General features: G+C 34.6%; 17 protein-coding genes. 13 read left to right on the top strand and 4 right to left on the bottom strand.

All coding sequences use genetic code 11. The features are described 5' to 3' along the window. Positions 1-228: hypothetical protein (locus ACIQ2L_RS08140; protein ID WP_396157701.1), on the top strand; the 228-nt coding region annotated here is incomplete at its 5' end. A gap of 164 nt (positions 229-392) precedes the next feature. On the opposite strand, the gene ACIQ2L_RS08135 is transcribed toward ACIQ2L_RS08140, so the two are convergent. After that, positions 393-1,256 carry an alpha/beta hydrolase gene (locus ACIQ2L_RS08135; RefSeq protein WP_396157700.1) on the bottom strand — a complete coding sequence of 288 codons (864 nt, stop codon included), beginning with the start codon at positions 1,254-1,256 and terminating at the stop codon, positions 393-395. Positions 1,257-1,332: 76 nt separating this feature from the next. Here ACIQ2L_RS08135 and ACIQ2L_RS08130 point away from each other — a divergent pair, with 76 nt between their 5' ends. The 5 genes from ACIQ2L_RS08130 to ACIQ2L_RS08110 all read left to right on the top strand — a co-directional run bounded on the left by ACIQ2L_RS08130 (position 1,333) and on the right by ACIQ2L_RS08110 (position 10,310). Beyond that, complete coding sequence (locus tag ACIQ2L_RS08130; protein ID WP_396157699.1) at positions 1,333-3,273, top strand: alpha-1,4-glucan--maltose-1-phosphate maltosyltransferase; 1,941 nt, start codon at positions 1,333-1,335, stop codon at positions 3,271-3,273. Positions 3,274-3,275: 2 nt separating this feature from the next. Further along, positions 3,276-4,898 carry a trehalose synthase gene (locus ACIQ2L_RS08125; protein WP_396157698.1) on the top strand — a complete coding sequence of 541 codons (1,623 nt, stop codon included), beginning with the start codon at positions 3,276-3,278 and terminating at the stop codon, positions 4,896-4,898. A 30-nt stretch (positions 4,899-4,928) separates the two neighbouring features. After that, a complete protein-coding gene (gene glgB, locus ACIQ2L_RS08120; protein WP_396157697.1) occupies positions 4,929-6,833 on the top strand; it encodes a 1,4-alpha-glucan branching protein GlgB in 1,905 nt (634 codons plus the stop codon). Positions 6,834-7,053: 220 nt separating this feature from the next. Continuing rightward, complete coding sequence (locus ACIQ2L_RS08115) at positions 7,054-9,453, top strand: glycoside hydrolase family 31 protein (protein WP_396157696.1); 2,400 nt, start codon at positions 7,054-7,056, stop codon at positions 9,451-9,453. 38 nt (positions 9,454-9,491) lie between these two features. Next, entirely contained in the window at positions 9,492-10,310 is an 819-nt protein-coding gene (locus tag ACIQ2L_RS08110; protein ID WP_396157695.1) for a M48 family metallopeptidase, read from the top strand. Positions 10,311-10,359: 49 nt separating this feature from the next. Here ACIQ2L_RS08110 and ACIQ2L_RS08105 read toward each other — a convergent pair whose 3' ends face one another. Next, positions 10,360-11,664: a serine hydrolase gene (locus ACIQ2L_RS08105; RefSeq protein ID WP_396157694.1), complete on the bottom strand. Its 1,305-nt coding sequence runs from the start codon at positions 11,662-11,664 to the stop codon at positions 10,360-10,362. Between the two features lie 144 nt (positions 11,665-11,808). Between ACIQ2L_RS08105 and ACIQ2L_RS08100 the strand changes: the two genes are divergently transcribed. The 7 genes from ACIQ2L_RS08100 to rpsA all read left to right on the top strand — a co-directional run bounded on the left by ACIQ2L_RS08100 (position 11,809) and on the right by rpsA (position 22,268). Beyond that, entirely contained in the window at positions 11,809-13,104 is a 1,296-nt protein-coding gene (locus ACIQ2L_RS08100; RefSeq protein WP_396157692.1) for an MFS transporter, read from the top strand. Positions 13,105-13,147: 43 nt separating this feature from the next. Then, positions 13,148-14,062: a DUF6252 family protein gene (locus ACIQ2L_RS08095; RefSeq protein ID WP_396157691.1), complete on the top strand. Its 915-nt coding sequence runs from the start codon at positions 13,148-13,150 to the stop codon at positions 14,060-14,062. A 218-nt stretch (positions 14,063-14,280) separates the two neighbouring features. After that, positions 14,281-16,731 (top strand): endopeptidase La, encoded by a 2,451-nt coding sequence (gene lon / locus ACIQ2L_RS08090; protein ID WP_396157690.1) that lies wholly within the window; start codon positions 14,281-14,283, stop codon positions 16,729-16,731. Between the two features lie 129 nt (positions 16,732-16,860). Further along, a complete protein-coding gene (porQ, locus tag ACIQ2L_RS08085) occupies positions 16,861-17,892 on the top strand; it encodes a type IX secretion system protein PorQ (RefSeq protein ID WP_396157689.1) in 1,032 nt (343 codons plus the stop codon). Positions 17,893-17,905: 13 nt separating this feature from the next. Beyond that, entirely contained in the window at positions 17,906-18,595 is a 690-nt protein-coding gene (cmk, locus tag ACIQ2L_RS08080) for a (d)CMP kinase (protein WP_396157687.1), read from the top strand. Positions 18,596-18,777: 182 nt separating this feature from the next. After that, positions 18,778-20,094 (top strand): nucleoside permease, encoded by a 1,317-nt coding sequence (locus ACIQ2L_RS08075; protein ID WP_396157686.1) that lies wholly within the window; start codon positions 18,778-18,780, stop codon positions 20,092-20,094. A 398-nt stretch (positions 20,095-20,492) separates the two neighbouring features. After that, positions 20,493-22,268, top strand: a complete 1,776-nt coding sequence (gene rpsA, locus ACIQ2L_RS08070; RefSeq protein WP_396157685.1) for a 30S ribosomal protein S1 — start codon at positions 20,493-20,495, stop codon at positions 22,266-22,268. A gap of 52 nt (positions 22,269-22,320) precedes the next feature. Here rpsA and ACIQ2L_RS08065 read toward each other — a convergent pair whose 3' ends face one another. Together ACIQ2L_RS08065 and pheT are read right to left on the bottom strand one after the other, a co-directional pair. Continuing rightward, entirely contained in the window at positions 22,321-23,037 is a 717-nt protein-coding gene (locus ACIQ2L_RS08065) for a hypothetical protein (RefSeq protein ID WP_396157683.1), read from the bottom strand. A gap of 152 nt (positions 23,038-23,189) precedes the next feature. Beyond that, positions 23,190-25,613 carry a phenylalanine--tRNA ligase subunit beta gene (pheT, locus tag ACIQ2L_RS08060; protein ID WP_396157681.1) on the bottom strand — a complete coding sequence of 808 codons (2,424 nt, stop codon included), beginning with the start codon at positions 25,611-25,613 and terminating at the stop codon, positions 23,190-23,192. Between the last annotated feature and the right edge of the window lie 44 nt (positions 25,614-25,657).

The raw sequence follows: 25,657 nt of genomic DNA, 5'->3' as shown, positions 1-25,657 counted from the left end.
AAAAAATTAAGTAAAGATAATCGAATAGAGAAGTTAAGCCCGACTGCGTCCCGTCCCGAAGTTTCGGGATCGGGAGTACTGCAATTTACTTCGTCTGTTCGCTACGCTCGGGTGTGGGAAAGTATGTCGCTGCCTTTTTTAGTGGAAAGCCTGTTTCAAAAGAAACAGGCTTTCTTGTTTTTAAGCGGTACATTGTGTTCGGGTTTTAATCTAGAGTCATGTTTTTAAGTGGTTTTGCGTGAGGGACCTGCCCACCGGCAGGCAGGTGGAAGTGGCATCCTTTTTACTGTTTAAGTAAAGCCAACTCGAAGTAGCCAAACCTAATAAACAGGAAAAAGATAGAACGGACAGCCCGACCCGAAGGGGCACGCCATAATCAATTGATTCAAATTTCAGTTTGAAATAAATTTAATAATGCTTTCGATTACTTTTTTATCGCCTAATATTTTTCGATGCCCTAAATTTTCGGTAATGAAAATGCTACCATTTTTTAAATTGTGATGAATATTATGAGCTGCTTTTACTGAAATTTCATTATCATGTTGGTCGTGAACAACCAATATTGGAGTTTCAACTGATTGTGCTGCAAAACTAGCGGAATAATTCTCCATAGCTTCACCAAATTTTTTCTCAAAATGTTCTTTCATTTTCCAAGTAAATTCAGGCTTTAATTTCAGTTTTAAGACAAAATCAGTTAAAATATCTTGAATGATATCACCACTACCTATAATTATAGCTTTTTTAATTGTTAGTTTTTGTTTGATGGCATTTAATATTGACATACCACCTAAAGAATGACCAATAGCAAATTCAAACGGGCCAAATTGTTTTTCGATTTCAAGAATAGATGCTATAAATTCAGGCATTATTGTAGTTTTACTACTTGATTTGCCGTGTGCTGGCGCATCAAAACTTAGGGTTGAAAATCCATTTTTAAGTAATTCATCTGCAATTTTGACTAATTGTGTTCCTCGTCCAGACCATCCATGAACTAAAAGTATTTTCTTTTTACTGTTACCATAATGATATAAATTAATTTCTTTCCCAATTTTAGGAATCCATAGCTTTTCTTGTTGACTATTTTGTTCCATATGTATTTCTCTCTTTGGAATTTTATGTTTTAAAGGAGTCATAAATAATTTTACAGCAAAAAGAGTTGCTAACTTAGTAGAAATTGCTTGTAAAAATTTAGCAGTATAGGTAATTACTTTAGGAATTTGCAATGATTGATTGGGTATGCGCTCTTTTTTTGTCATTTCAATAAAATTTTGCTACAAATTATATAGTATAATATTTTTTTCTAAATTACAACTTCATAAAATTACAATTAAAATGCAAAACCAAACACGAATAATAATTGAAAATGTTTCTCCACAACTTGACGGTGGAGCTTTTTTTATCAAACGAATTGTAGGTCAAAAAGTTGTTGTTACTGCTAATGTTTTTTCTGATGGTCATGATGTTGTGGCTTGTTCTGTTAAATACAAACATGAAAAAGAAAAAAAGTGGCAAGAAATTAGAATGGTTGAAACAGGAAATGATGAATGGATAGCTGAATTTAAAGTCGAAAAACAAGGGTTTTATACTTATGCGGTAGAGGGTTGGGTTGATTATGCTTTGAATTGGCAGCATGGAACACAAAGAAAAATTGAAGACAATCAACATATAAAATCAGAATTACTAGAGGGTGCCGAATATTGTCAGGCGATTTTAAAACAAGTGTCGGCTACCGAAAAAACCTATTTGACTGTAGCTATAAAAGCTTTTCAAGATGAAAAACTTTATGATAAAGCATTGAAAATTGCCCTTTCACAAGAACTTCATCACATTTTTACAAAATATCCAACACGTACTTTAGCTAATGCTTCGGCGGAATTGAAAGTATATGTAGACAGAAAAAAAGCATTATTCAGTACTTGGTATGAGTTTTTTCCACGTTCGGCTTCGCAAGAAAAAGGGAAACATGGCACATTTAAAGACTGTGAAAAATTACTGCCAAGAGTAGCTGCCATGGGATTTGATACTTTGTATTTTCCACCCATACATCCCATTGGAGAAGTAAACCGTAAAGGAAAAAACAATGCTACCAATGCACAACCTGGCGATGTGGGTTCGCCTTGGGGAATTGGCTCTAAACATGGTGGACATAAGGCAACTCATCCTGAATTGGGAAGTATTGAAGATTTCAAATCACTAGTTAAAGCTGCTAAAAAATTAAAGATAGAAGTTGCAATGGATTATGCTTTACAGGCTGCACCCGATCATCCCTATGTTAAAGATTTTCCACAATGGTTTAAATGGCGTCCTGATGGAACCGTACAATACGCCGAAAATCCACCTAAAAAATACCAGGATATTCAACCGATTTATTTTGAAAGTGACGATTGGAACAACCTTTGGAAAGAATTACTTGATGTTGCTTTATTTTGGGTGGAGGAATGCGATATCAGGGTATTTAGAGTGGATAATCCTCATACGAAACCCTTCTATTTTTGGGGTTGGCTAATTGCCGAAGTAAAGAAAAAGCATCCTGATGTGTTGTTTTTGGCTGAAGCTTTTACCCGACCTAAAATCATGCATGAATTGGCTAAACAAGGATTTACACAGTCCTATACTTATTTTACATGGAGAAATACCAAAGCCGAACTAATTGAATATGTGGAAGAATTAACCAAAACAGAACAGAGCGAATTTTTCCGCCCTAACTTTTGGCCGAATACCCCTGATATTTTACCGTATGCACTTCAAAGTGGGCACGAAAGTGTGTACCTTCATAAGTACTTTTTAGCATCAACTTTGAGTTCGAGTATCGGTATATATGGACCCGTTTATGAATACATGATTTCTGAAGCCATGCCTGGAAAAGAAGAATATCATAATTCAGAAAAATATGAATTCTTCCATTGGGATTGGTCGATACAAAATAAATTGATTACCGTAATTACCCGACTGAATAAAATTCGTCATGAACATCCATCGTTGCAACAAACCAATAACATACAATTTTGTGCGACTGATAGCGACCAAGTTATTGCCTATTACAAATATGATGATGAACGTTTAGACGAAACCTTGATGATTTGTAATATCGATCCTTATTATCCAAAACAAGCTTGGGTACAATTACCTTTGAAAGCTTTAGGAATTCAAACAGGTCAACCCATTAAAGTGATTGAATTGATTACTGGAAACAGTTATATTTGGGACAAAGAATGGAATTTTGTTGAATTAAATCCCGCTCTACCTTTTCATTTATTTAAAATATTGAAATAGTCATGGAAAACGATAACCAAGATAATTTTTCGACACCTTTCGTTTTTAAAACCGATTGGAAAAATGCGTTTGAAGACGAGGAATTTATCAAAGTATTTTCTTCGGATATACTAGAGCAGTATATCATCAACAAACGTTGGTATGGTGGAAAAGCTAGCACTTTGAAGTATATTGAAGTGGTAGACCATTTCAAAATTACTTCTGTAAAAAATAGCTATTATGGGGTGCTTTTGGAAGTGAATTTTAAAGAAGCTTTTTATCAGCATTACTTTATGCCGCTAGCTTTTATGTCGGAAGAAGAATTGGATACCAGCACTATTATTGCGCCTGTAAAAATGGGCAAACAGAACGGTTTTTTGGTGGATGCTTTGCATCAGGAAGATTTCAGAAAATTGTTATTTGAAAATATCGTTCAGACCAAGGAAAATAAAGAATTCAAATTGGTTTTTCACAAGGGAGCAAAGTTTGAGGAGAAAGAATACAAGTCGTCCAAATTTATGGGAGTCGAGCAAAGCAATACTTCTATTATTTATAACGATGCTTTTGTACTAAAAATTTTTCGCCGAATTTATGTCAGCACAAATCCAGATTATGAAATCAGCCGATTCTTAACTGAAACAATGCATTTTGAAAGTTCGCCAGCTTATACTGGAAGCATTAATTTAGCATTGTCCGAAGGAAATATTACATTAGGTTTGATGCAGGAATTGGTTCCGAATCAAGGAGATGCTTGGGAGTTTATGTTAGAAGAAATTGATGGAGTATTCAGCAATCTGAAAAACAAAAAAATAAAAATTGACAAACTGCCCGATATTCCGTTATTTAAACGTTTAAAGATAAATGAAATTCCGCCCGAGATTATTGATTGGGTGGGTTTGAGTTTGTTTTTGCGTTTGCAAACATTAGCAAAACGCACAGCAGAAATGCACATTGCACTTGGAGGATGCATCCATGACACCGCATTTACGCCAACGACATACAACGGAGATTACACTGTTTGGTTAAAAAACAGAATGTTATATCAGTTTCAAAATAGATTGAATATTATTGAAAATAGTTTACACAAACTTGATGGTCTTGCTTTGGATTTGGCACATCAGTTTATGGAAAATAAAAAGTTGGTGCGTAAACATTTTGTCGATTTTGATTGGACTAAGATGAAGAGTGAACGCATTCGTATTCACGGGGATTATCACCTAGGACAAATCTTGGTGAATGGCGATGATTTTTATATTCTCGATTTTGAAGGTGAGCCCGAAAGCACCATCCGCGATAGAAAAGTAAAACAACCACCTTTGAAAGACGTGGCTGGTTTGTTTCGTTCCTTTCACTACGCCATTTATGCTACTATTTTCAACAACAAAGACAAGTATCCTTTTGACCAAGAGCAGCTTTTTAAGGCAGCCGAAATTTTGTTCAATTATTTTGTGGGTGCGTTTTTAGAAACCTATGTCGAGAAAGCGCAAGCAGGAAATCTGAACATTGGCTATAACCATGAAATTGATTTTCTCTTAAAATATTGCCTGATAGAAAAAGCGGTTTACGAATTAGGTTACGAACTCAACTCACGCCCTCGTTGGGCGGTAATTCCGTTGAGAGGAATTCAGAGTATAATGGGGTATTAATAATCAACACATACAATAACAACAACAAAAATGAACCAAGTACAAGTACATTCCCTTTTTACCGATTTTGACATCGATTTATTTAAAGCCGGAAAGCATTTCAGGTTATTCGAAAAAATGGGCGCACATCTTACCGAAGTCAATGGTGTGAAAGGCGTTTACTTTGCCGTTTGGGCTCCCTCCGCACGCTCGGTTTCTGTAGTGGGCGATTTCAATTATTGGATACAAGGGGAGCATCAATTGAATGTTCGTTGGGACGGTTCGGGCATTTGGGAAGGATTTATTCCTGGCGTGGACAAAGGCACCACGTATAAATATAAAATTCAGTCGAACAACAACGGGATTATTACGGAGAAAGCCGATCCATTTGCGTTGTATTGCGAACATCCGCCACAAACAGCTTCGATTATTTGGGATTTGGATTATAAGTGGAAAGACAAAAAATGGATGGACACTCGTAAGGATAAAAATGGTTTAGACAAACCGTTTTCAGTATACGAAGTGCATTTGGGCTCGTGGCGTCGAAATAGCGAAGGCAAATTCCTTACTTATCTTGAGTTGGCAGAACAATTGGTAGATTACGTTAAAGAAACCGGTTTCACTCATGTCGAGTTCATGCCAATCATGGAATATCCTTATGATCCTTCTTGGGGCTATCAGTTGGTGGGTTATTTTGCACCAACTTCTCGTTTTGGAAAACCTCAGGATTTTATGGTTTTGGTAGATAAATTTCACCAAGCCGGAATTGGGGTAATCCTTGATTGGGTTCCGTCTCACTTTCCTGATGACGCTCACGGTTTAGGATTTTTTGATGGTTCAAATTTATACGAACATCCCGATAGACGAAAAGGATATCATCCCGATTGGAAGAGTTTGGTATTTAATTATGGACGAAATGAAGTGCGTTCGTTCTTAATAAGCAATGCTATATTTTGGTTAAAAAATTATCATGCAGATGGCTTACGTGTCGATGCTGTGGCTTCGATGTTGTACCTAGATTATTCTAGAAATGATGGCGAATGGGAACCAAATATTTATGGAGGAAGAGAGAATCTAGATACGATCAGTTTCTTAAAAGATTTCAATGAAGCTGTTTATACCGATTTTCCCGATGTACAGACTATTGCGGAAGAGAGCACGAGTTTTCCAATGGTTTCTCGACCAACATTCCTAGGTGGTTTAGGTTTTGGAATGAAATGGATGATGGGTTGGATGCACGATACGTTGCAGTATTTCAAAAAAGAAAGCGTTTACAGAAGATATCATCAAAATGATTTGACTTTTTCAATGACATATGCGTTTACCGAGAATTTTATGTTGCCTTTATCACATGACGAAGTAGTCTATGGCAAACAATCAATTTTAGGGAGAATGACGGGTGACGAATGGCAGAAATTTGCCAATTTACGTTTGTTATTTGGTTATATGTTTACGCATCCTGGAGGGAAATTATTGTTTCAAGGTGCAGAGTTTGGACAAAGCTCGGAATGGAATTTTGAAGGAAGTTTAGATTGGCATTTGTTGCAGTTTGGTTACCATGATGGCATCAAAAAATGCATCACCGATTTGAATGCTTTGTATAAAAACAATCCCGCTTTGTATGAAAAACAATTCCATGTAGATGGTTTTGAATGGATCAATTATAGTGATAGTGAAAATGCGGTTTTGAGCTACATCCGAAAAGGGTTAAATCCAAAAGACGACTTAATTATCGTTGCCAATTTTACTCCAGTGGTAAGAGAAAATTATAGAATTGGATTGCATAGCAAAGGCAAACTAACTCAAATATTTAACTCGGATAGTACTGAATATGGCGGAAGTGGAGTAGTAATGACAAAACCTATCAAAATTGATAAAACTCCTTGGAATTACAGAGATTATTCGGCTGAATTGGTGTTGCCACCATTGGGAGTTACGGTATATAAAATAAGTTAAACTTTAGCCACTAACAATACTTCTCAAACCATTAAGAAATTAAGTTCCATTAAGAAAATACCTTAATAGGAAACACTTAATTAACTTAATTTCTTAATGGTTTAAAAATAAAATGTTTTATTAAAATCCGCAAACGTTGTAGTTAAAAACTACTCTAATAAGTTGCCTTGTTTTAGATTTCATCTTTGTAAATTTGGCAACACTACATTAAAAAATCAGTATGATTACCAATACCGAACTAGAACACAAAGGCGATTTATTTCCTTCCAATATAATATCATTTCATCAAGAGGTTGACAGCATTTTTTTTAACACGGATAACAACATGATTCTTAAAATCACAGTTCTTCGTGATAGTTTAATTCGTTTTCGATATACCACCAAAGGATATTTTAGCAACGATTTCTCCTATGCTATTGATAAATCACAATCTCATGGTTATAATCAATTAGAAGTGTTTGAAGAAACTACACATTATTTAATCAAAACCAGTAAAGTATATTGCAAGGTTAATAAAAAAGATGCCAAAGTTTCCATTCATGATATTGATGGATTTGCGATTTTGGAAGATGAAATTGGTTTTCATTGGGAAGAAAGCTATGAACATGGCGGCAATATTGTAAAGATGAGTAAGCATTCAAAAGACGGTGAAAGTTTTTACGGACTCGGAGACAAAGCCACTCATTTAAATTTAAAAGGAAAACGATTAGAAAATTGGGCAACCGATCAATATGCTTTTCAGAAAGACCAAGAGCCATTATACAAAGTGGTTCCTTTTTATATTGGTTTGCATCATAATAAAGCTTATGGCGTTTTCTTCGATAATACCTTTAGAACTTATTTTGACTTTTGTCATGAACGACGAAACGTAACCAGTTTTTGGGCAGAAGGTGGTGAAATGAATTATTACTTTATTTATGGCCCAAAAATGAGTGATGTCGTTACTGCTTACACTCATTTAACAGGTAAACCTGAAATGCCACCAATGTGGGCATTAGGATACCATCAATGCAAATGGAGTTATTATCCCGAAAGTAAAGTAAAAGAAGTCGCTGCGACTTTTAGAGAATTAAAAATCCCATGTGATGCCATTTATTTAGATATTGATTATATGGAAGGATTTCGTTGTTTTACTTGGAGTAAAGAGTATTTCCCTGAACCCAAAAGAATGGTTGCCGAGTTGGCCAAAGAGGGTTTTAAAACGGTTGTTATCATTGATCCAGGAATAAAAATAGACAAAGATTATTCCGTTTATAAAGAAGCTTTAGAGAAAGATTATTTTTGTAAGCGTGCCGATGGACCTTATATGAAAGGAAAAGTATGGCCAGGCGAATGTAATTTTCCCGATTATACAAATCCTGATGTTAGAGAATGGTGGGCAGGTTTATTCAAAGAATTGATTTCAGAAATTGGAGTTAAAGGGGTTTGGAATGATATGAACGAGCCCGCAGTTATGGATGTCCCTGGAAAAACGTTTCCGTATGATGTTCGTCATGATTACGACGGAAATCCTTGCAGTCACAGAAAAGCACACAATATTTATGGAACTCAAATGGCTCGTGCAACCTACGAAGGGGTAAAACGTTTTTCGTATCCAAAAAGACCATTTATCATCACACGTTCAGCTTATTCTGGTGCGCAACGATACACGTCTTCATGGACTGGAGATAACGTAGCTAGCTGGGAACATTTGTGGATAGCAAATATTCAGATGCAACGAATGTCAATTTCTGGAATGGGATTCACAGGTTCTGATATTGGTGGATTTGCAGAACAACCTTCGGGTGAATTATATGCACGTTGGATACAATTAGGCGTTTTTCATCCCTTCTGCAGAACGCATTCCTCCGGAGATCATGGCGAGCAAGAGCCTTGGTCATTTGGAGAAGAAGTAATCGATATTACTCGAAAATTTGTGGAATTACGTTATCAATTGCTACCGTATTTATATACGATGTTTTGGCAATACGTCAATGAAGGAACACCAATGCTGAAGCCGCTGGTTTATTTTGATCAAGACGATTTCCATACGCATTACAGAACAGATGAATTTATTTTTGGAAATCAAATTTTAGTTTGTCCAATATTAGAACCCAATGCTTTAGGAAGAAGAATGTATATTCCAAAAGGAAATTGGTACAACTACTGGACAAATGAAATGGTTGAAGGAAAAAAGGAACTTTGGATAAAATCGGATTTTGATCAAATCCCGATTTTCGTTAAAGAAGGTGCTGTCATTCCAAAATATCCAGTGCAACAATATGTAGGTGAATTGCAATTTGATGAAATGACATTAGATGTTTATTACAAATTGGGTAAAGAAAAATCAGTTGTGTATGAAGATGCTGAAGACGGTTATGATTATAACAAAGGAAGATTTTCATTGCGAACATTTACGTTAAACGGAAAAGCAAAAGAGCTTACTATTCTTCAACATAAGGAAGGAACTTTTGAAACAAGTTACTCCAACTTTAAAATAAACCTTTATGGGTTGCCATTCAAAGTGAAGAAAATTGAGGTTGATAATGAAAAAATTTCATTGGATTCTCTAAAGTTAAATGGAGATAATTCATTGGTATTATATAAAGATTTCACAGAGTTACATATCATCGGCGGATAAAATTTTCATAAATTTACTTTTCAAAAAATAGAAATAGTGTGAAAAATAAAATTTTATTTTGTGGTGTTATATTGATAGCACTTTCAGTGTCTTGTGCCAAAAATCCCTTCACAGGTAAAAACACCTTGGCCTTAGTTCCGAATAGTGAAATTTTGCCATCGGCATTTGCCCAATACAGTACATTTTTAAAAGAAAATAAAGTACTTACAGCAACAAATGATGCAAAGCGAGTTGAACAAATTGGAATTAAAATAAAAAATGCTGCTGAGAAATGGTTAAATGCTAATGGTTACAAAGACTATTTAAAAGATTATCAATGGGAATATAAATTAGTTGAAAATAAAGAAGTAAATGCCTGGTGTATGCCAGGAGGAAAAATCGTAGTCTACTCAGGAATATTACCTATAACAAAAGATGATGCTGGACTAGCAACTGTTATGGGACATGAAGTAGCGCATGCATTAGCCAATCATGGGCAGCAACGAATGAGTGCTGGAATGCTACAACAATTAGGAGCAGTAGGAACAACAGCTGCATTAGGAAACACAAGTGCCGAAACACAGCAAATTGCAATGACCGCTTATGGAGCAGTAACGCAATTTGGCGGAATGTTACCCTTTAGTAGAAGTCACGAAAGTGAAGCAGATAAAATTGGTTTGACATTGATGGCAATTGCAGGTTACAATCCAGATACAGCTATTTCATTTTGGCAAAGAATGTCAGCAGCTTCTGGCGGGCAAAAACCAGCAGAATTTATGAGTACACACCCATCAGATGAAACTAGGATTGCTAATATAAAAAGATTAGTTCCCGAAGCTAAAGCAGAAGCATTAAAGTTTGGCGTTAGTTTCAAATAAAATTTAAAAATCATCCGCCTTGGCAGATGGTTTTTTTAATTTTCAGTGGTTATTTTTTAATCAACTTCTGTGTTTGAATTTGATTTCCTTGTTGCACCTTAACAACGTAAACACTTGAAGCAAGTTCTGAAATATCCACAAGGTTTTGATTAGATACTTTGATAATTGATTTCCCAATCATATCAAAGATTTCTATTGTATATTTTTCATATTCTATATTTGAAACTGAAATTGTATTTGTAGCCGGATTTGGCATTATTGCAATTTTATCAAGTTCTGGATTGTTACTTTCTAATGTGCAATCAAGGTCGTTTATTTTTTGCCAAATTTGATTGCAAAATAAAAAAGGAACACCCGAATCTGGGGAACTTGGGACATCTCCCATTCGTATTATAACTAAACCTCTACTGGGAGCTATACTCACAATTTGTGAATTTTTTCCCAAACCTGCAAACATATCTGCAGGTGCATCTGGTGCATAGGAACCCGGAAACACAATTTGACTCGTTGGAACCATAAAACTTGGCTTTCCGTTTAACCACCACAAATAACCATAAGATTTATTCAAGTCTTGTGAAGTATTTACCATTTCATTAAAGTAGGTACTGTTAATTAATTGAGTGCCATTCCAAGCCCCGTTTCCTTGAATCAACAAACCATAACGAGCCATACTTCTTACGTTACTAAAAAACACATTATTGTAATCTATAGTAACCCAACTTCCATTCATTCCAGTAGGGTTTTTAAGTTTTAACTGGGTGTAAGTATTGATTGGTTGACCAGTTGCGTTTTGCAAAACACTTTCGAGTAAAGTATAGGGTGCATTGTGATACGCCCAGCGTGTTCCTGGAATTGCTAAGTATTCTAAACAAGTATTAAGTGTACAATCGCTATCGATTACGCCATCATTCAAACCTGAAGTCATGGTCAATTGATTTCGTATCTTAATATTATTTTCTTGAGTTGGAGTACAAATCGTCCAGCCTTGCCCCAAATAGGTTGAAGTATTATCGTTTATAGATAAGAAATTTTCTTCTTGAGCTTTACCTACTAAAAATGCAGTAATTGTTTTTCCGGCTGATGCCCAATACCATAAACTTTGATTGGTAAAAGTTCCGAAATAGTGTTCTAAAACTATTTTACCATCTTTTAAAACAATAAATCCTTTTGTATTTTCTTGTTCAAGAAAAGCATAAAGTTCATCAATTCTAGTTTGACACCATCCCAAAGATGATGGGTCAATTGTTTCCCATGTTGCTGTAGAACTAATCGGTGGATAATACAGAGGTTGAGATTTTGAAATAGTAGGAAATAAAAATAATGCGATCAATAGAACATAAAGTAATTTTTTCATAGTATTTTTTTTTAATTATTTCTAAGACCTATTTAAAACAAAAGAGTTTAATTTGAAAAAAAAATTAGCAGTAGATAATCTCTTAATTTAATCATTTGTTAACAAATTTAAAATAAATTCGCTTAAAATAAAATACTTCTGATTATGGGTAATTTACAAAAAGGAGATAAAAAATTATTGAATGCTTGGGCATTCTATGATTGGGCGAATTCAGTATATAATCTCGTTATTTCATCAGCGGTTTTCCCCATTTTTTATAATTCGCTTTTTGAAAAAGATAATCCTTATGTAGTATTGTTTGGGTTTAATTTTAAAAACTCTGCCTTAATTAGTTATGTAACTGCTGCGGCGTTTCTTTGTGTAGCATTCTTTTCTCCTTTGCTTTCGGGTATAGCAGATTATACAGGCAATAAGAAAATTTTTATGCGAACCTTCAACTACATAGGCGCATTTTCATGCATAGGATTGTATTTTTTTGATTTATCTAATATAGAACTTGGACTCACATTTTATTTCTTCGGACTAATTGGGTTTTGGGGAAGTTGGGTTTTTTATAATTCCTATTTGCCCGATATTGCTTTCGAAGAACAACAAGACAAAACGAGTGCTCGTGGATTTATAATGGGTTACATTGGCAGTGTTTTTTTATTGATTATCAATTTAATAATGATTATGACGGCAGCTGATGAAGATAGAATTGCAATGATGAAATATTCTTTTGTAATGGTTGGAATTTGGTGGATTGTTTTTAGCCAATACACTTATTATTATTTACCAAAAGGAAATCGCAATTCACCAAAAGTTACCCGTTCTGTCATTTTTAATGGCTTTAAAGAGTTAAAAAAAGTTTGGCAAAAGCTTAAAACCGAAGTTCCGCTCAAACGATACTTAATGAGTTTTTTTGTATTTAGTATGGCAGTGCAAACCGTAATGCTAATTGCAACCTATTTTGGTGCACAAGAAATAAGTTGGACAAGCGATGAAGAAAGCACATTAGGATTAATAATCTGTATTTTATTAATTCAAATTGTAGCAATTTTTGGTGCATTTTTAACATCGAGAGCATCAGCAAAATATGGAAACATTAAAGTTTTGATTTTTCTAAATGCCTTTTGGGCACTGTTATGTTGCTTTGCTTATTTTATCACAACGCCAATAGAATTTTATTTTATGGCATCATTAGTTGGATTGGTAATGGGAGGTATTCAGTCTTTGGCACGTTCTACTTATTCAAAATTGCTACCTGAGACCAAGGACACAACATCATTCTTTAGTTTTTATGACGTTTCCGAAAAAATAGGTATAGTCATAGGTATGATGGTTTATGGATTAATTGACCAAATTACTGGAAGTCCTCGATTTGCCATAGTGTTTTTGGGAGTATTTTTCCTTACTGGTTTATTGTTATTGTTGAGAATTCCAAAAAAAGCCTTGTCATAAAAACAAAAAAAAATTATATTTGAGCTTTATTTATAAAATAGTTATGAAAAACATAAAATTAATTGGAGGCTTATTATTGATAATTACAGCTTTTACTTTTATCTCGTGTGAAAATGAACCTATTGATAGCGCTATCAATTTGGATGATTTTGATGGTGGCGGTACAGGTGGACCAATGGTATTTAAGGCTGATTTTGGTGGAAATACATGGAATGGAACTGTTGCACAAGCTGTAATTTCAGGAAATCTTGTTTCAATAGGAGCAAATAGAGCAGATGGATCTACTTTTTCAATTTTAATATCAGGGAATACTACCGGAACTTACCCAGCAAATTCTAATATTATAGCATATACTCCTGCAGGTTCTGAGTATGGTTATTGGTCTGTAAATTTAGCTAATGAATCCGAACTTACGGGTTCAATAGTTATTTCAAATATAAACACAGTAAATAAAACAATTTCAGGAACTTTTAGTTATAAAGGCTATTGGTCGGATAGTACTAATACTTCTATTCTTCCTGTTGATTTTACAAATGGAGTTTTTACAAATGTTCCCTATACCTCAAGTAATCCCGTTGCTAACGATACTTTTTTCGCAAAAATAGACGGAATAGAATTTGTTGAAGAGCAAATAGACGGTGCCTTAATTACAAATGTTTCAGGCATGCCTGATCAAATTAGTGTTGTTGGATCTAAAAATAATGGTGATAGAGTTGGTTTAAATATTATACGTTCCTTAGCAGCGGGAACCTATCAGTTTACCGGACCGTTAGGCGAAAATGTAAATGCAAGTTGTGTTTTAAATAACGTACTTTACAATGCAGAGTCAGGTTCACTTACAATTACGGCTAAAACAGATACACGGATTAAAGGAACTTTTACTATGGTAGTTAAAAACTTTACAACTTCAGTTACAAAAACAGTCACTGAAGGTGCTTTTGATGTTGAGTATAATTAATTTTTTTTAAAGTTATAAATTAAATCCGTCCTTTTGGCGGATTTTTTTTGGCACAATACTTGACCAATTAAGTGCCATATCGATAGTATATGATGATATATCGATTTTTACCAAAATCAAATGTTATTCATCGATTTTAATTTATTTCTTAAAAAAGATGCCCTACTTTTGTTTAGTATTGAATAATTTCTAATGTCATTTTGACCTAATATTATACCATGTCAAACCACAATATAATTTCCTTTGACAATTTGTCACTGCAAGAATTTGATACAGAAACCGATTTAATTCCTCTTTTAACTCCAGAGGACGAAGAAGAAATGAATAAGGAAGAACTTCCAAGTTCTTTGCCTATTTTACCTTTGCGTAATACTGTTTTATTTCCGGGAGTTGTAATTCCAATATCTGCAGGTAGAGATAAATCGATAAAGCTTATTAACGACGCTAATGCTGGAAATAAAATTATCGGCGTTGTCGCCCAAAAGAATGAAGAAGATGAAGAGCCAACAAAGAATGATATTTATACAATTGGAACAGTAGCTCAAATTCTGCGTGTTTTAAAAATGCCCGATGGAAATATTACGGTTATTCTTCAAGGAAAAAAGCGATTTGAAATCGATGCGGTTATTTCTGAAAAACCCTATTTAAAAGCAACTATTAAAGAAGTTGAAGAAAAAAGGCCAGGCAAGCATGATACCGAATTTAATGCGATTACTGATTCTGTCAGAGAATTGGCTATCGAAATCATTAAGGAAAGTCCAAACATTCCAACTGAAGCTACTTTTGCCATTAAAAATATTGAAAGCCAATCATTTTTAATCAATTTTGTTTCTTCTAACATGAATCTTACGGTTAAAGAAAAACAAGATTTATTGGCTGTGAACGTTCTTAAAGAAAGAGCTTTAGAGACGTTGCGTTACATGAATGTAGAGCTGCAAAAACTAGAGCTTAAAAATGACATTCAATCTAAAGTTCGTTTTGATCTTGATCAACAACAGCGAGAATATTTCTTACACCAACAAATGAAAACCATCCAAGAAGAGTTGGGAGGTGTTTCAAATGAACAGGAAATAGAGGAAATGCGACAAAAGGCAATAACCAAAAATTGGGACGCGAAAACAGGCAAACATTTTGAGAAAGAAATCTCTAAAATGCAACGCATGAATCCTCAAGCTCCCGATTTTGGTATACAAAGAAATTATTTAGAGTTGTTTTTAGAATTGCCTTGGAATCACTATTCGAAAGATAATTTTGATTTGCAACGCGCTCAAAAAATTATTGATCGCGACCATTTTGGCTTAGATGATGTGAAAAAAAGAATCATTGAACATCTCGCAGTTTTGAAATTACGTAACGATATGAAATCCCCAATAATTTGTTTAACCGGACCTCCCGGAGTTGGAAAAACATCTATAGGTAAGTCAATAGCAGAAGCATTAGGAAGGGAATATGTGCGAATTTCTTTAGGAGGTTTGCGTGATGAAGCTGAAATTCGAGGACATCGTAAAACATACATTGGCGCTATGCCAGGGCGTATCATCCAAAGTTTGAAAAAAGCCGGAACTTCCAATCCGGTATTTGTATTAGATGAAATTGATAAATTGTCAAATTCGCATCAAGGCGATCCTTCATCGGCCTTACTTGAAGTTTTAGATCCAGAACAGAATAATGATTTCTATGATAATTTTTTAGAATTGGGTTATGATTTGTCAAAAGTCATGTTTATTGCTACTTCTAATAATATGAGCGCTATTCAACCCGCGTTGAAAGACAGAATGGAAGTGATAAAAATGACTGGTTATACTATAGAGGAGAAAGTTGAAATTGCTCGAAAACATTTGTTGCCAAAACAACTTAAAGAACACGGATTGAAATCAAAAGATTTGACTGTTGGTAAAAAACAATTAGAAAAAATCGTAGAAGGATATACGCGCGAATCTGGAGTTAGAAGTTTAGAGCAAAAATTAGCTCAGGTTATTCGTAATGCGGCAAAATCAGTAGCCATGGAAGAAAAGTACAATAGTAAACTTACTGATGAAGATATTGTAACCATTTTAGGTGCTCCAAAATTAGCCAGAGATAAATCCGAAAGTAATGATGTGGCAGGTGTAGTTACTGGTTTGGCTTGGACATCTGTAGGTGGCGATATCTTATTTATTGAGTCATTAATTTCTGCTGGCAAAGGAAATTTAACCTTGACAGGAAATTTAGGAACCGTAATGAAGGAATCGGCAACAATTGCTTTAGAATATATAAAATCTAATGCAGAACTATTTGGGTTAAAGCCCGAAATGATATCCAAATATAACATCCATTTGCACGTTCCCGAAGGCGCAACGCCAAAAGATGGGCCGAGTGCCGGAATTGCTATGCTAACGTCACTAGTGTCGCTTTTAACACAAAAGAAAATAAAGAAAAACATAGCCATGACCGGAGAAATAACGTTACGTGGAAAAGTATTGCCAGTAGGCGGAATTAAAGAAAAAATTCTAGCAGCAAAACGAGCTAACATAAAAGAAATTATTTTGTGTTACGAAAACAAAAGCGACATCGAAGAAATTAAACCTGAATATATTGATGGACTAACTTTTCATTATGTAAAAGAAATGAGCGAAGTCATCGATTTAGCTTTGACTAATGAGAAAGTTAAAAACGCGAAAAAATTGTAATTCATTTTTAACTATACTGAAAAAAGGCATAAGCATACAAACGCTTATGCCTTTTTTTACTTTTTTTCATACCATATAAAATAATATCTTCGCATTTCCGTTATACTATATAGCATAAGTCTCTTTTTGATGTTTAAAAAAGCAATTTGTATTGGGTTTTATCTCGCTAGTTTGATCAGTTTTGGTCAAATTGGAGGAAAGTCAATATACCAATTTTTAAACTTAGTGACATCGCCCAGGCAAGCTGCTTTAGGCGGAAAAGTCATTACTTTTTATGATAGCGATGTTAATCAAGCGCATTTTAATCCCGCCAATATTAATGCGGATATGGATAATAAACTTTCTTTAAATTACGGGAGTTTATTTGGAGAGGTTACCTACGGAACGGCTTCATATGCCTACACCTATGACCGACACGTTCAAACATTTTTTGGAGGTGTAAATTATGTAAATTACGGAAAATTTGATGGTTACGACGAAAACGGACAGCAAACCTCAAGCTTTACAGGAAGTGAAATTGCATTGACTTTTGGGTATGCATATAACATTCCGTTTTCAGATTTTTATCTTGGTGCCAATGCAAAACTGATTTCTTCCACCTTAGAAAGTTATAATTCCTTTGGCGCAGCAGTTGATATCGGCGCTATGTTTATTGATACCCGCAATGATGTAAACTGGGCAATTTCTATCCGGAATATTGGAACACAAATTACAACCTATGCAGATACCAGAGAAAAACTGCCTTTAGAAGTCCTTATTGGAGTTTCTCAATTGATGGAAAATGTTCCTATTCGATGGCATTTAACCCTAGAAAACATGCAACAATGGCAAATTGCCTTTTCTAATCCAAATCGAGCACAAGGTGGTTTAGATGGAAGTTCTACTCCTGACAATCCTTCTATTTTTGGAAATGCTTTGCGTCATGTTATTGTTGGCTTAGAATTGTTTCCAGAAAAATCATTTAATTTAAGACTCGGATATAATTTTAGAAGAGCAGAAGAATTACGTATTTTAGAACAACGAAATTTCTCCGGAATTTCGGTTGGTTTTGGATTGAAAATGAATAATATGAAATTTAATTATTCCTATTCACGTTATACTTTAGCGGCCAATACCAGTTTGTTCGGACTGACCATAGATTTTGCTAATGATAAATACTAATAACGATACAATTTTGAAAAAAATTACCATTGCCATAGACGGATTCTCCTCAACTGGGAAAAGCACATTAGCCAAACAGTTGGCCAAACATTTAGAATATGTATATGTTGATACGGGTGCGATGTATCGAGCCATAACTTTCTTTGCCATGCAAAATGGTTATATTTCTATAGATTTTTTTGATAAAGAGACTTTAATAAACAGCTTGCCATTTATTAAACTACATTTTGAATATAATGCAGCGTTGGGTTTTGCGGAAATGTATTTGAATGATATTTCTATTGAAAATGAAATTAGAACACTTGAAGTCTCCAGTTTTGTGAGTTTGGTTGCTGAAGTTTCGGAAGTCAGAGCAAAATTGGTCGAACAACAACAAGAAATGGGAAAAGGAAAAGGCATTGTGATGGACGGTCGAGATATTGGAACAGTTGTTTTCCCAGATGCTGAGCTTAAAATTTTTATGACAGCAAGCCCAGAAACCCGTGCGCATAGGCGTTATGACGAATTGAAAGCCAAAGGAGCAGACGTTTCTTTTGAAGATGTTTTTAATAACGTTGCTGATCGCGATTATATTGATACACATCGCGATGATTCTCCTTTACGAAAGGCAGATGATGCGATTGAAATTGACAATTCGTATCTCACTCGAGAAGAACAATTCAATGCCGTTTTGGAAATGGTGAACGAAGTTGTTAATTCATAACTTTCTAATAGACTTGTCATTCCGACAAAGGAGGAATCTCATACTGTTTTCAGAACAAACCTATGATGATTTCTCTCTCGTTTATTAATGAGACTAAATGACAAATGCAGAATCATTTATTTGTTTATCTCAATATTAATACTAGATTTACGTTCTATTTTAATAAAATCAAAACGAGTTCTATGAGTATAAAATTCAGATTGACAGTAATGAGCTTTCTCCAATTCTTTGTTTGGGGAGCATGGTTAACAACCTTGGCAAGTTATGGGTTTGGTTTTAAACAGTGGTCTGGACAGGAATTCGGAATAGTTTTTTCTACGTTAGGAATCGCTTCAATTATAATGCCTCCAATTTCTGGAATTATTGCAGATAAATATTTTAATCTAGAGCGTTTGTATGGACTACATCATATTTTTTATGCCATTGTGCTTCTCTTCGTACCATCAATAGATAATCCTTCATCATTTTTTTGGGTATTGCTTTTAGGTATGCTTTTTTATATGCCTACTATTTCATTATCAAATTCGCTTTCTTACGCTCTACTAAAAAAGTACGATTATGATGTAGTTAAAGTTTTTCCTCCTATTAGAGTTTGGGGAACAATAGGTTTTATTGCTGCGATGTGGTGTACTAATTTATTTAGTAGTGCAGAACCTCCATTTGCTTTTGGTTTAACCATTGGTGAAGAGATTTCTTCTATAACAGGTTTTCCAATACAATGTAATCAGTTTTTCTTTGCCTCATTTTTCGCAGTTATTTTAGGAGTTTTTTCATTCTTCATGCCTAAAGTAGAACCATCACGTCTTACTGCAGTTAAAAAATCAGTTTCTGAAATATTTGGTTTAGACGCATTTAAATTGTTCAAGAACTCTAAAATGGCAATTTTCTTTATTTTTTCTATTTTTCTGGGAGCATCACTTCAGTTAACAAATATGTATGGAGAAACCTTTATAACTGATTTCGGTAAATTTCCTGAATATGTAGATACTTTTGTAGTTAAATCCGCTAACATAGTATTGTCCATTTCTCAAATTTCTGAGACTTTATTTATCTTGACAATCCCATTTTTCCTGAGTAGATTTGGTATAAAGAAGGTGATGCTATTCAGTATGATAGCGTGGGTTCTGCGATTTGCTTTCTTCTCATTTGGAGATCCTATTCAAAGTTTATGGATGATCTTACTTTCTAATGTAGTATACGGATTAGCATTTGATTTTTTTAATATTTCTGGCTCCTTATTTGTTGAAACTACTACAGACTCAAAAATCAGGTCTTCTGCACAAGGATTATTTATGATGATGACTAATGGTGTTGGCGCAATAATCGGTAGTCTTGGAAGTGGTTATTTGATAGATACTTTTTTTACAGAATCTGGAATAAAGGACTGGCATTCCATATGGTTAGTTTTTGCCATTTATTCTTTAGTAATAGCGATTTTGTTTGCTGTTTTCTTTAAGCATAAACACAATCCAAACGATTTGGCTAATGTGAGTCATTAAATGGTTTAATTTTATAGTAGACCTGACAGGTTTTTAAAAACCTGTCAGGTCTTTTTTTTTTGTAATACCATCACTATCTAGCCCTGATAGAAGCGGCACCTGCCTGCCGGCAGGCAGTCGCAGTATAGCGGATAGCAGGAAAATGGAATCCTTTGAAGCCCAAACCACCTGCCTGCCGGCAGGCAGGTTCGCTCCAAATTAATAGAATTTTTTCTCTTGCTTCTTGCTTCTTTTTTTTTCATCAATTGTTTTGTACTTAAGAAATTATGCTTACTTTTGCCAACCTTTTGGCGAAGAAGAGTTTCCTTTAGGTATCAAACATTTATATATAAACACTGTTGTGTTTTTATTTGCATCAAGAAACTCAAAGAACATAACATACAAATTATTTTATCAGCATGGCTGTATTAAACAAAGAACAACAAGAGTTTTTATCTGATTTTAACTGGCACAACTACGCAGAAGGAATTGATCCTGTAGATGAGAAAAACTTACAAGAATTTGAAGAGTTAGTTACTAAAACGTTCATCTCGACAGATCAAGAAGAAGTAGTAGAAGGTGTTGTAGTTAGAATTACGGACAGAGACGCAATTGTTGACATTAACGCGAAATCAGAAGGTGTAATTTCATTGAATGAGTTCCGTTACAACCCAGGGTTAAAAGTGGGTGACAAAGTAGAAGTATTAATTGACATCCGTGAGGACAAAACAGGTCAATTGGTATTGTCTCACAGAAAAGCAAGAACTATCAAATCATGGGATAGAGTTATTTCGGCTAACGAAACGGGAGAAATTGTTCAAGGTTTTGTTAAATGTAGAACTAAAGGTGGTATGATTGTAGATGTTTTCGGAATTGAAGCATTCTTACCAGGTTCACAAATTGATGTGAAACCAATACGTGATTATGATGTATACGTAAACAAAATGATGGAGTTCAAAGTGGTAAAAATTAACCACGAATTCAAAAACGTTGTTGTTTCGCACAAAGCGCTTATCGAAGCAGATATCGAAGTTCAGAAAAAAGAAATCATTGGTCAATTAGAAAAAGGACAAGTATTAGAAGGTGTTGTTAAAAACATTACTTCTTATGGTGTGTTTATTGACCTTGGTGGTGTTGATGGATTAATTCACATTACAGACCTTTCTTGGTCAAGAATTAACCACCCAAGTGAAGTTCTTGAATTAGACCAAAAATTAAACGTGGTTATCCTTGATTTTGATGATGAGAAAACAAGAATTCAATTAGGTTTAAAACAATTAAACGCTCATCCATGGGATGCTCTAGATTCTAAATTAGTAATCGGAGATAAAGTAAAAGGTAAAGTAGTTGTAATTGCTGATTACGGTGCGTTTATCGAAGTAGCTGAAGGTGTTGAAGGGTTGATTCACGTTTCTGAAATGTCATGGTCAACGCATTTGCGTTCGGCTCAAGATTTTGTAAAAGTGGGTGATACTGTTGAAGCAGTTATCTTAACACTTGACAGAGATGATAGAAAAATGTCGTTAGGTATCAAACAATTATCGCAAGATCCATGGACAGATATCACTTCTAAATACCCAGTAGGTTCTAAACATACAGGTATCGTTAGAAACTTTACTAACTTCGGTATATTCGTTGAGTTAGAAGAAGGAATTGACGGTTTAGTGTATATCTCTGACTTGTCTTGGACTAAGAAAATCAAACACCCATCTGAGTTTGTTAACGTTGGTGACAAATTAGATGTAGTAGTATTAGAGTTAGATGTTGACGGACGTAAATTATCTTTAGGTCACAAACAAACTACTTCTAATCCTTGGGATAAACATGAAGAAGCCTACGCTGTTGGAACTATCCACAACGGAACTATCGCTGAGATTGTTGACAAAGGAGCTACTGTAGATTTCGGAGATGATGTGGTTGCGTTTATTCCAACACGTCATCTAGAAAAAGAAGACGGTAAGAAATTGAAAAAAGGAGATGCAGCCGACTTTAAAGTTATTGAATTTAATAAAGAATTCAAAAGAGTGGTAGCTTCTCACACAGCAATCTTTAAAGAAGAAGAAGAGAAAAATGTAAAAGCGGTTGCTGAATCAGTAGCAGCAAATAACAATGCTCCAGCTTCAACTTTGGGAGATAACAATGATATCCTTGCCGGATTAAAAGCAAAAATGGAAAAAACAGAGAAAAAGAAATAATTCACTGTTCCTCTAAATAGTAAGCCTCGAGTAAAATCGGGGCTTTTTTTATTTAATTATTATAGTACTTACGCTGCCAAATCTCTTCGTTAAAATTTTTCCCCATCATAAAAAAGTAATAGGCAAAAACGGCAAAGATGGATTTAAAAGCAAATAGAAATACAATTACAGATGCCAAAGGAACCGATTTACTTAAGTTGTTTTCTGGAACTAATAATGCCACAACGACACTCAATAGGATAGTCGTTATTGTAAAATTCCCTAAATTTTTTATGGGTAAAACCAATAGTTTTCTTAACGGATTCATTTCACTTCCCCATTGATGAATCAAATAGTAATAATCGTTACCCATAGGAACAAACAACAACGGATCATCATAATTTAAAAGATGAAACGCTTTGCTTGGCGCAATTATTTTAAATCCATTAAGCGATGTATTATGGGTTTTTTCAAGCATTCTGATTTTAGAAATGGCTTCTTCGGGGATTTCGTTTTTAAAGATATCACTGTCTAAAAATCGCAATCTATAATCTATACAAATGGTTTTTATTTGCTCTAAATGAAAAATCTTATTGGTTTCCAATAAATCGAATTGCAACTGATTTGGTTTTGTTGAACTTTTCTGAGATAGTTTAGTAGCAATTAGATTTCTATCAATATCATTTTCAGTAAAAAGCGCTTTAACTTCGAGCAATATTGCTGCTTCCGATTTAAATTTTTTTCTTCTAGAAAGTAACGATTCTTCCAGGTTTAACTTGTTAACAAACATTCGTCATGGATTTTTAAATGATTGATAAAATGTAAATTAAAAACCCGAAGTTAAATAATATATTTTTATTTTGGTTATGCAAATGCGATAAAATTCATTTATACATTTGTTAAAGTTATACCCACACATTACCTTCAAAAATTGTGTTGCTATTATTGTCTCAAACTTGCACCAACTTCACTTTCAAAATTTTTCTGAAGCTTGCTCATGATTTTATCAATCTGTTCCTCAGTCAAGGTTTTGGAATTGTCTTGTAAAGTGAAACTCACCGCATAGGATTTCTTTCCTTCAGGAAGGTTTTTGCCTTCATAAACATCAAACAAATTGATATCTTTTAAAATCGATTTTTCCGTTTGACGCGCAATAGTATAAATAGCATCAAAAACTACGGATTGGTCAACCAAAAGCGCCAAATCTCTTTGCACTTCCGGATATTTAGGAATGTCAGTAAATTTGATTTTAGTACTAATTAACTTTAGAATTAAATTCCAATTAAAATCGGCATAGAAAACTTCTTGTTTAATGTCAAAATGTTTCAATATTGATTTCTTTACAGTGCCAAATTCTACTAAAGTGTCATTACTACAAACTATCGCCATTCCTTCTGCAAATACATCTGATGTAACTGGTTTGTTTTGAATTTTATTGATGCCCAAACGGTCTAAAACAGAAGTCACATATCCTTTGAACAAAAAGAAATCAGAAGGTTTTTGAGCGTTTGTCCAACTTTCTTCACTTCGGTTTCCAGAAACGAAAAGCGTTAAGTGTTTCGGTTCATCATAACCAGATGGCAATTTGTGATACGTTTTTCCAAATTCGAATAACTTCAAATCACTATTTCTGCGGTTGATGTTATACGAAACGGCTTCCAAACCCGAGAATAATAACGATTGACGCATAGCAGACAAATCATTACTCAACGGATTTAACATCATCACATTGTATTCTTCTTTCAGCATTTCAGATAAGCCAACATATTCAGGTGTTGTCAAAGAATTTGCCATCATTTCGTGGAAACCTAAGCTATTCAATTGAGTTGCAATGATATTTTGCACTTTATGATCTTCGGTTCTTGCCGAATTGGAAACCGTAGCGTTCAATTTTTTAGTAAAATTGATATTATTGTATCCATAAACTCTCAGGATTTCTTCAATGACATCTATCTCACGTTGCACATCCACACGGTAAGACGGAATAATTAATCCCAAACCAGCATCGGAAACTGTAGTTACTTTGATATCCAAAGAAGCCAATATTTTTTTGATGGTTTCTTTTGGTAATTCTTGCCCAATTAATTTGGCTGTTTTATCAAAATGTAGAAACACTGGAAAATCTTCAATTTTCTTCGGATAAATATCTACAATGTCTGAAGTGATTTCGCCACCAGCCAATTCCTTAATTAAAAGTGCAGCGCGTTTTATGGCAAATTCAGTGATGTTTGGATCAATTCCTCTTTCAAATCGGAAAGAAGCATCGGTATTCAAGGCATGTCTTTTGGCAGATTTTCTAATGCTCACAGGATTGAAATAGGCACTTTCCAAGAAAATAGAATTTGTAGTTTCAGTAACACCAGAGCTTTTTCCACCAAAGACACCGGCAATACAAAGTGGACCTTTTTCATCGCAAATCATTAAATCTTCTTCGTGTAAAGTTCTTTCTACATCATCAAGTGTGGTAAATTTTGTTCCTGTAGCCAAAGTTTTCACAATGATTTTTCCATTAATTTTCGCTGCATCAAAAGCGTGAAGTGGTTGTCCTAAATCATGCAGAATATAATTGGTTACGTCTACAATATTGTTTTTTGGCGTCAGACCAATGGCTTTTAAACGGTTTTGTAACCAAGCGGGAGATTCTTTAACGGTTATTCCCGATATAGTAACAGCACAATATCTGGGAGCTAATTTACTATCCTTGACATCGACATCAATTTTTAAGGTTCTTTTGTCAATTCGGAATGTACTAACCGACGGGGTAATCAACTCGATGTTGCTGTTTTTTTGCAACAAACTGGCCCGTAAGTCACGAGCCACGCCATAATGTGACATGGCATCAGCTCTATTTGGCGTTAAACCAATTTCGAACACTTGGTCATTTTCTATATTGAATACCTTAGCCGCTGGAGTTCCTGGTTTTAAATTAGCATCTAAAACCATAATGCCTTCATGACTTGTTCCGAGCCCTAATTCATCTTCGGCGCAAATCATTCCGTGACTTTCTTGCCCACGAATTTTTCCCTTTTTGATTTCAAATTCAACACCTGATGCATCAAACAATTTAGTTCCGATAGTCGCAACGGGTACGTTTTGTCCTTTAGCAACATTGCTCGCACCACATACGATTTGAACTGGATTTCCATCTCCTAAATCAACCGTTGTAATGCTCAATCTATCAGCATCGGGATGCTTTTCACAGGACAAAACATGACCTACGACAACACCTTCTAGTCCACCACGAACCGATTGGTAATTCTCCACCACTTCCACTTCCAACCCTAAGTCTGTTAGTAAGGTTGCAGTCTCTTCTGATTTTAAATCTATTTTAATGAATTGTTTTAGCCAATTGTATGAAATCTTCATTTTTGAATTATTAATAAGTCAGCAAAGATAGGTATAATCAAAAA

The sequence above is a fragment of the Flavobacterium sp. genome (genome assembly GCF_044369455.1).
Classification (GTDB): Bacteria; Bacteroidota; Bacteroidia; order Flavobacteriales; family Flavobacteriaceae; genus Flavobacterium.
Note: the sequence above shows the minus strand (reverse complement) of the source record. Positions and strands in the feature narration are given on the sequence as shown.

Excerpts from the sequence above, each read along its gene's own strand:
- ACIQ2L_RS08135 (WP_396157700.1), bottom strand. The coding sequence starts at position 1,256 with ATGACAAAAAAAGAGCGCATACCCAATCAATCATTGCAAATTCCTAAA.
- ACIQ2L_RS08130 (WP_396157699.1), top strand. The coding sequence starts at position 1,333 with ATGCAAAACCAAACACGAATAATAATTGAAAATGTTTCTCCACAACTT.
- ACIQ2L_RS08125 (WP_396157698.1), top strand. The coding sequence starts at position 3,276 with ATGGAAAACGATAACCAAGATAATTTTTCGACACCTTTCGTTTTTAAA.
- glgB (WP_396157697.1), top strand. The coding sequence starts at position 4,929 with ATGAACCAAGTACAAGTACATTCCCTTTTTACCGATTTTGACATCGAT.
- ACIQ2L_RS08115 (WP_396157696.1), top strand. The coding sequence starts at position 7,054 with ATGATTACCAATACCGAACTAGAACACAAAGGCGATTTATTTCCTTCC.
- ACIQ2L_RS08105 (WP_396157694.1), bottom strand. The coding sequence starts at position 11,664 with ATGAAAAAATTACTTTATGTTCTATTGATCGCATTATTTTTATTTCCT.
- ACIQ2L_RS08100 (WP_396157692.1), top strand. The coding sequence starts at position 11,809 with ATGGGTAATTTACAAAAAGGAGATAAAAAATTATTGAATGCTTGGGCA.
- ACIQ2L_RS08095 (WP_396157691.1), top strand. The coding sequence starts at position 13,148 with ATGAAAAACATAAAATTAATTGGAGGCTTATTATTGATAATTACAGCT.
- lon (WP_396157690.1), top strand. The coding sequence starts at position 14,281 with ATGTCAAACCACAATATAATTTCCTTTGACAATTTGTCACTGCAAGAA.
- porQ (WP_396157689.1), top strand. The coding sequence starts at position 16,861 with ATGTTTAAAAAAGCAATTTGTATTGGGTTTTATCTCGCTAGTTTGATC.
- ACIQ2L_RS08075 (WP_396157686.1), top strand. The coding sequence starts at position 18,778 with ATGAGTATAAAATTCAGATTGACAGTAATGAGCTTTCTCCAATTCTTT.
- rpsA (WP_396157685.1), top strand. The coding sequence starts at position 20,493 with ATGGCTGTATTAAACAAAGAACAACAAGAGTTTTTATCTGATTTTAAC.
- ACIQ2L_RS08065 (WP_396157683.1), bottom strand. The coding sequence starts at position 23,037 with ATGTTTGTTAACAAGTTAAACCTGGAAGAATCGTTACTTTCTAGAAGA.
- pheT (WP_396157681.1), bottom strand. The coding sequence starts at position 25,613 with ATGAAGATTTCATACAATTGGCTAAAACAATTCATTAAAATAGATTTA.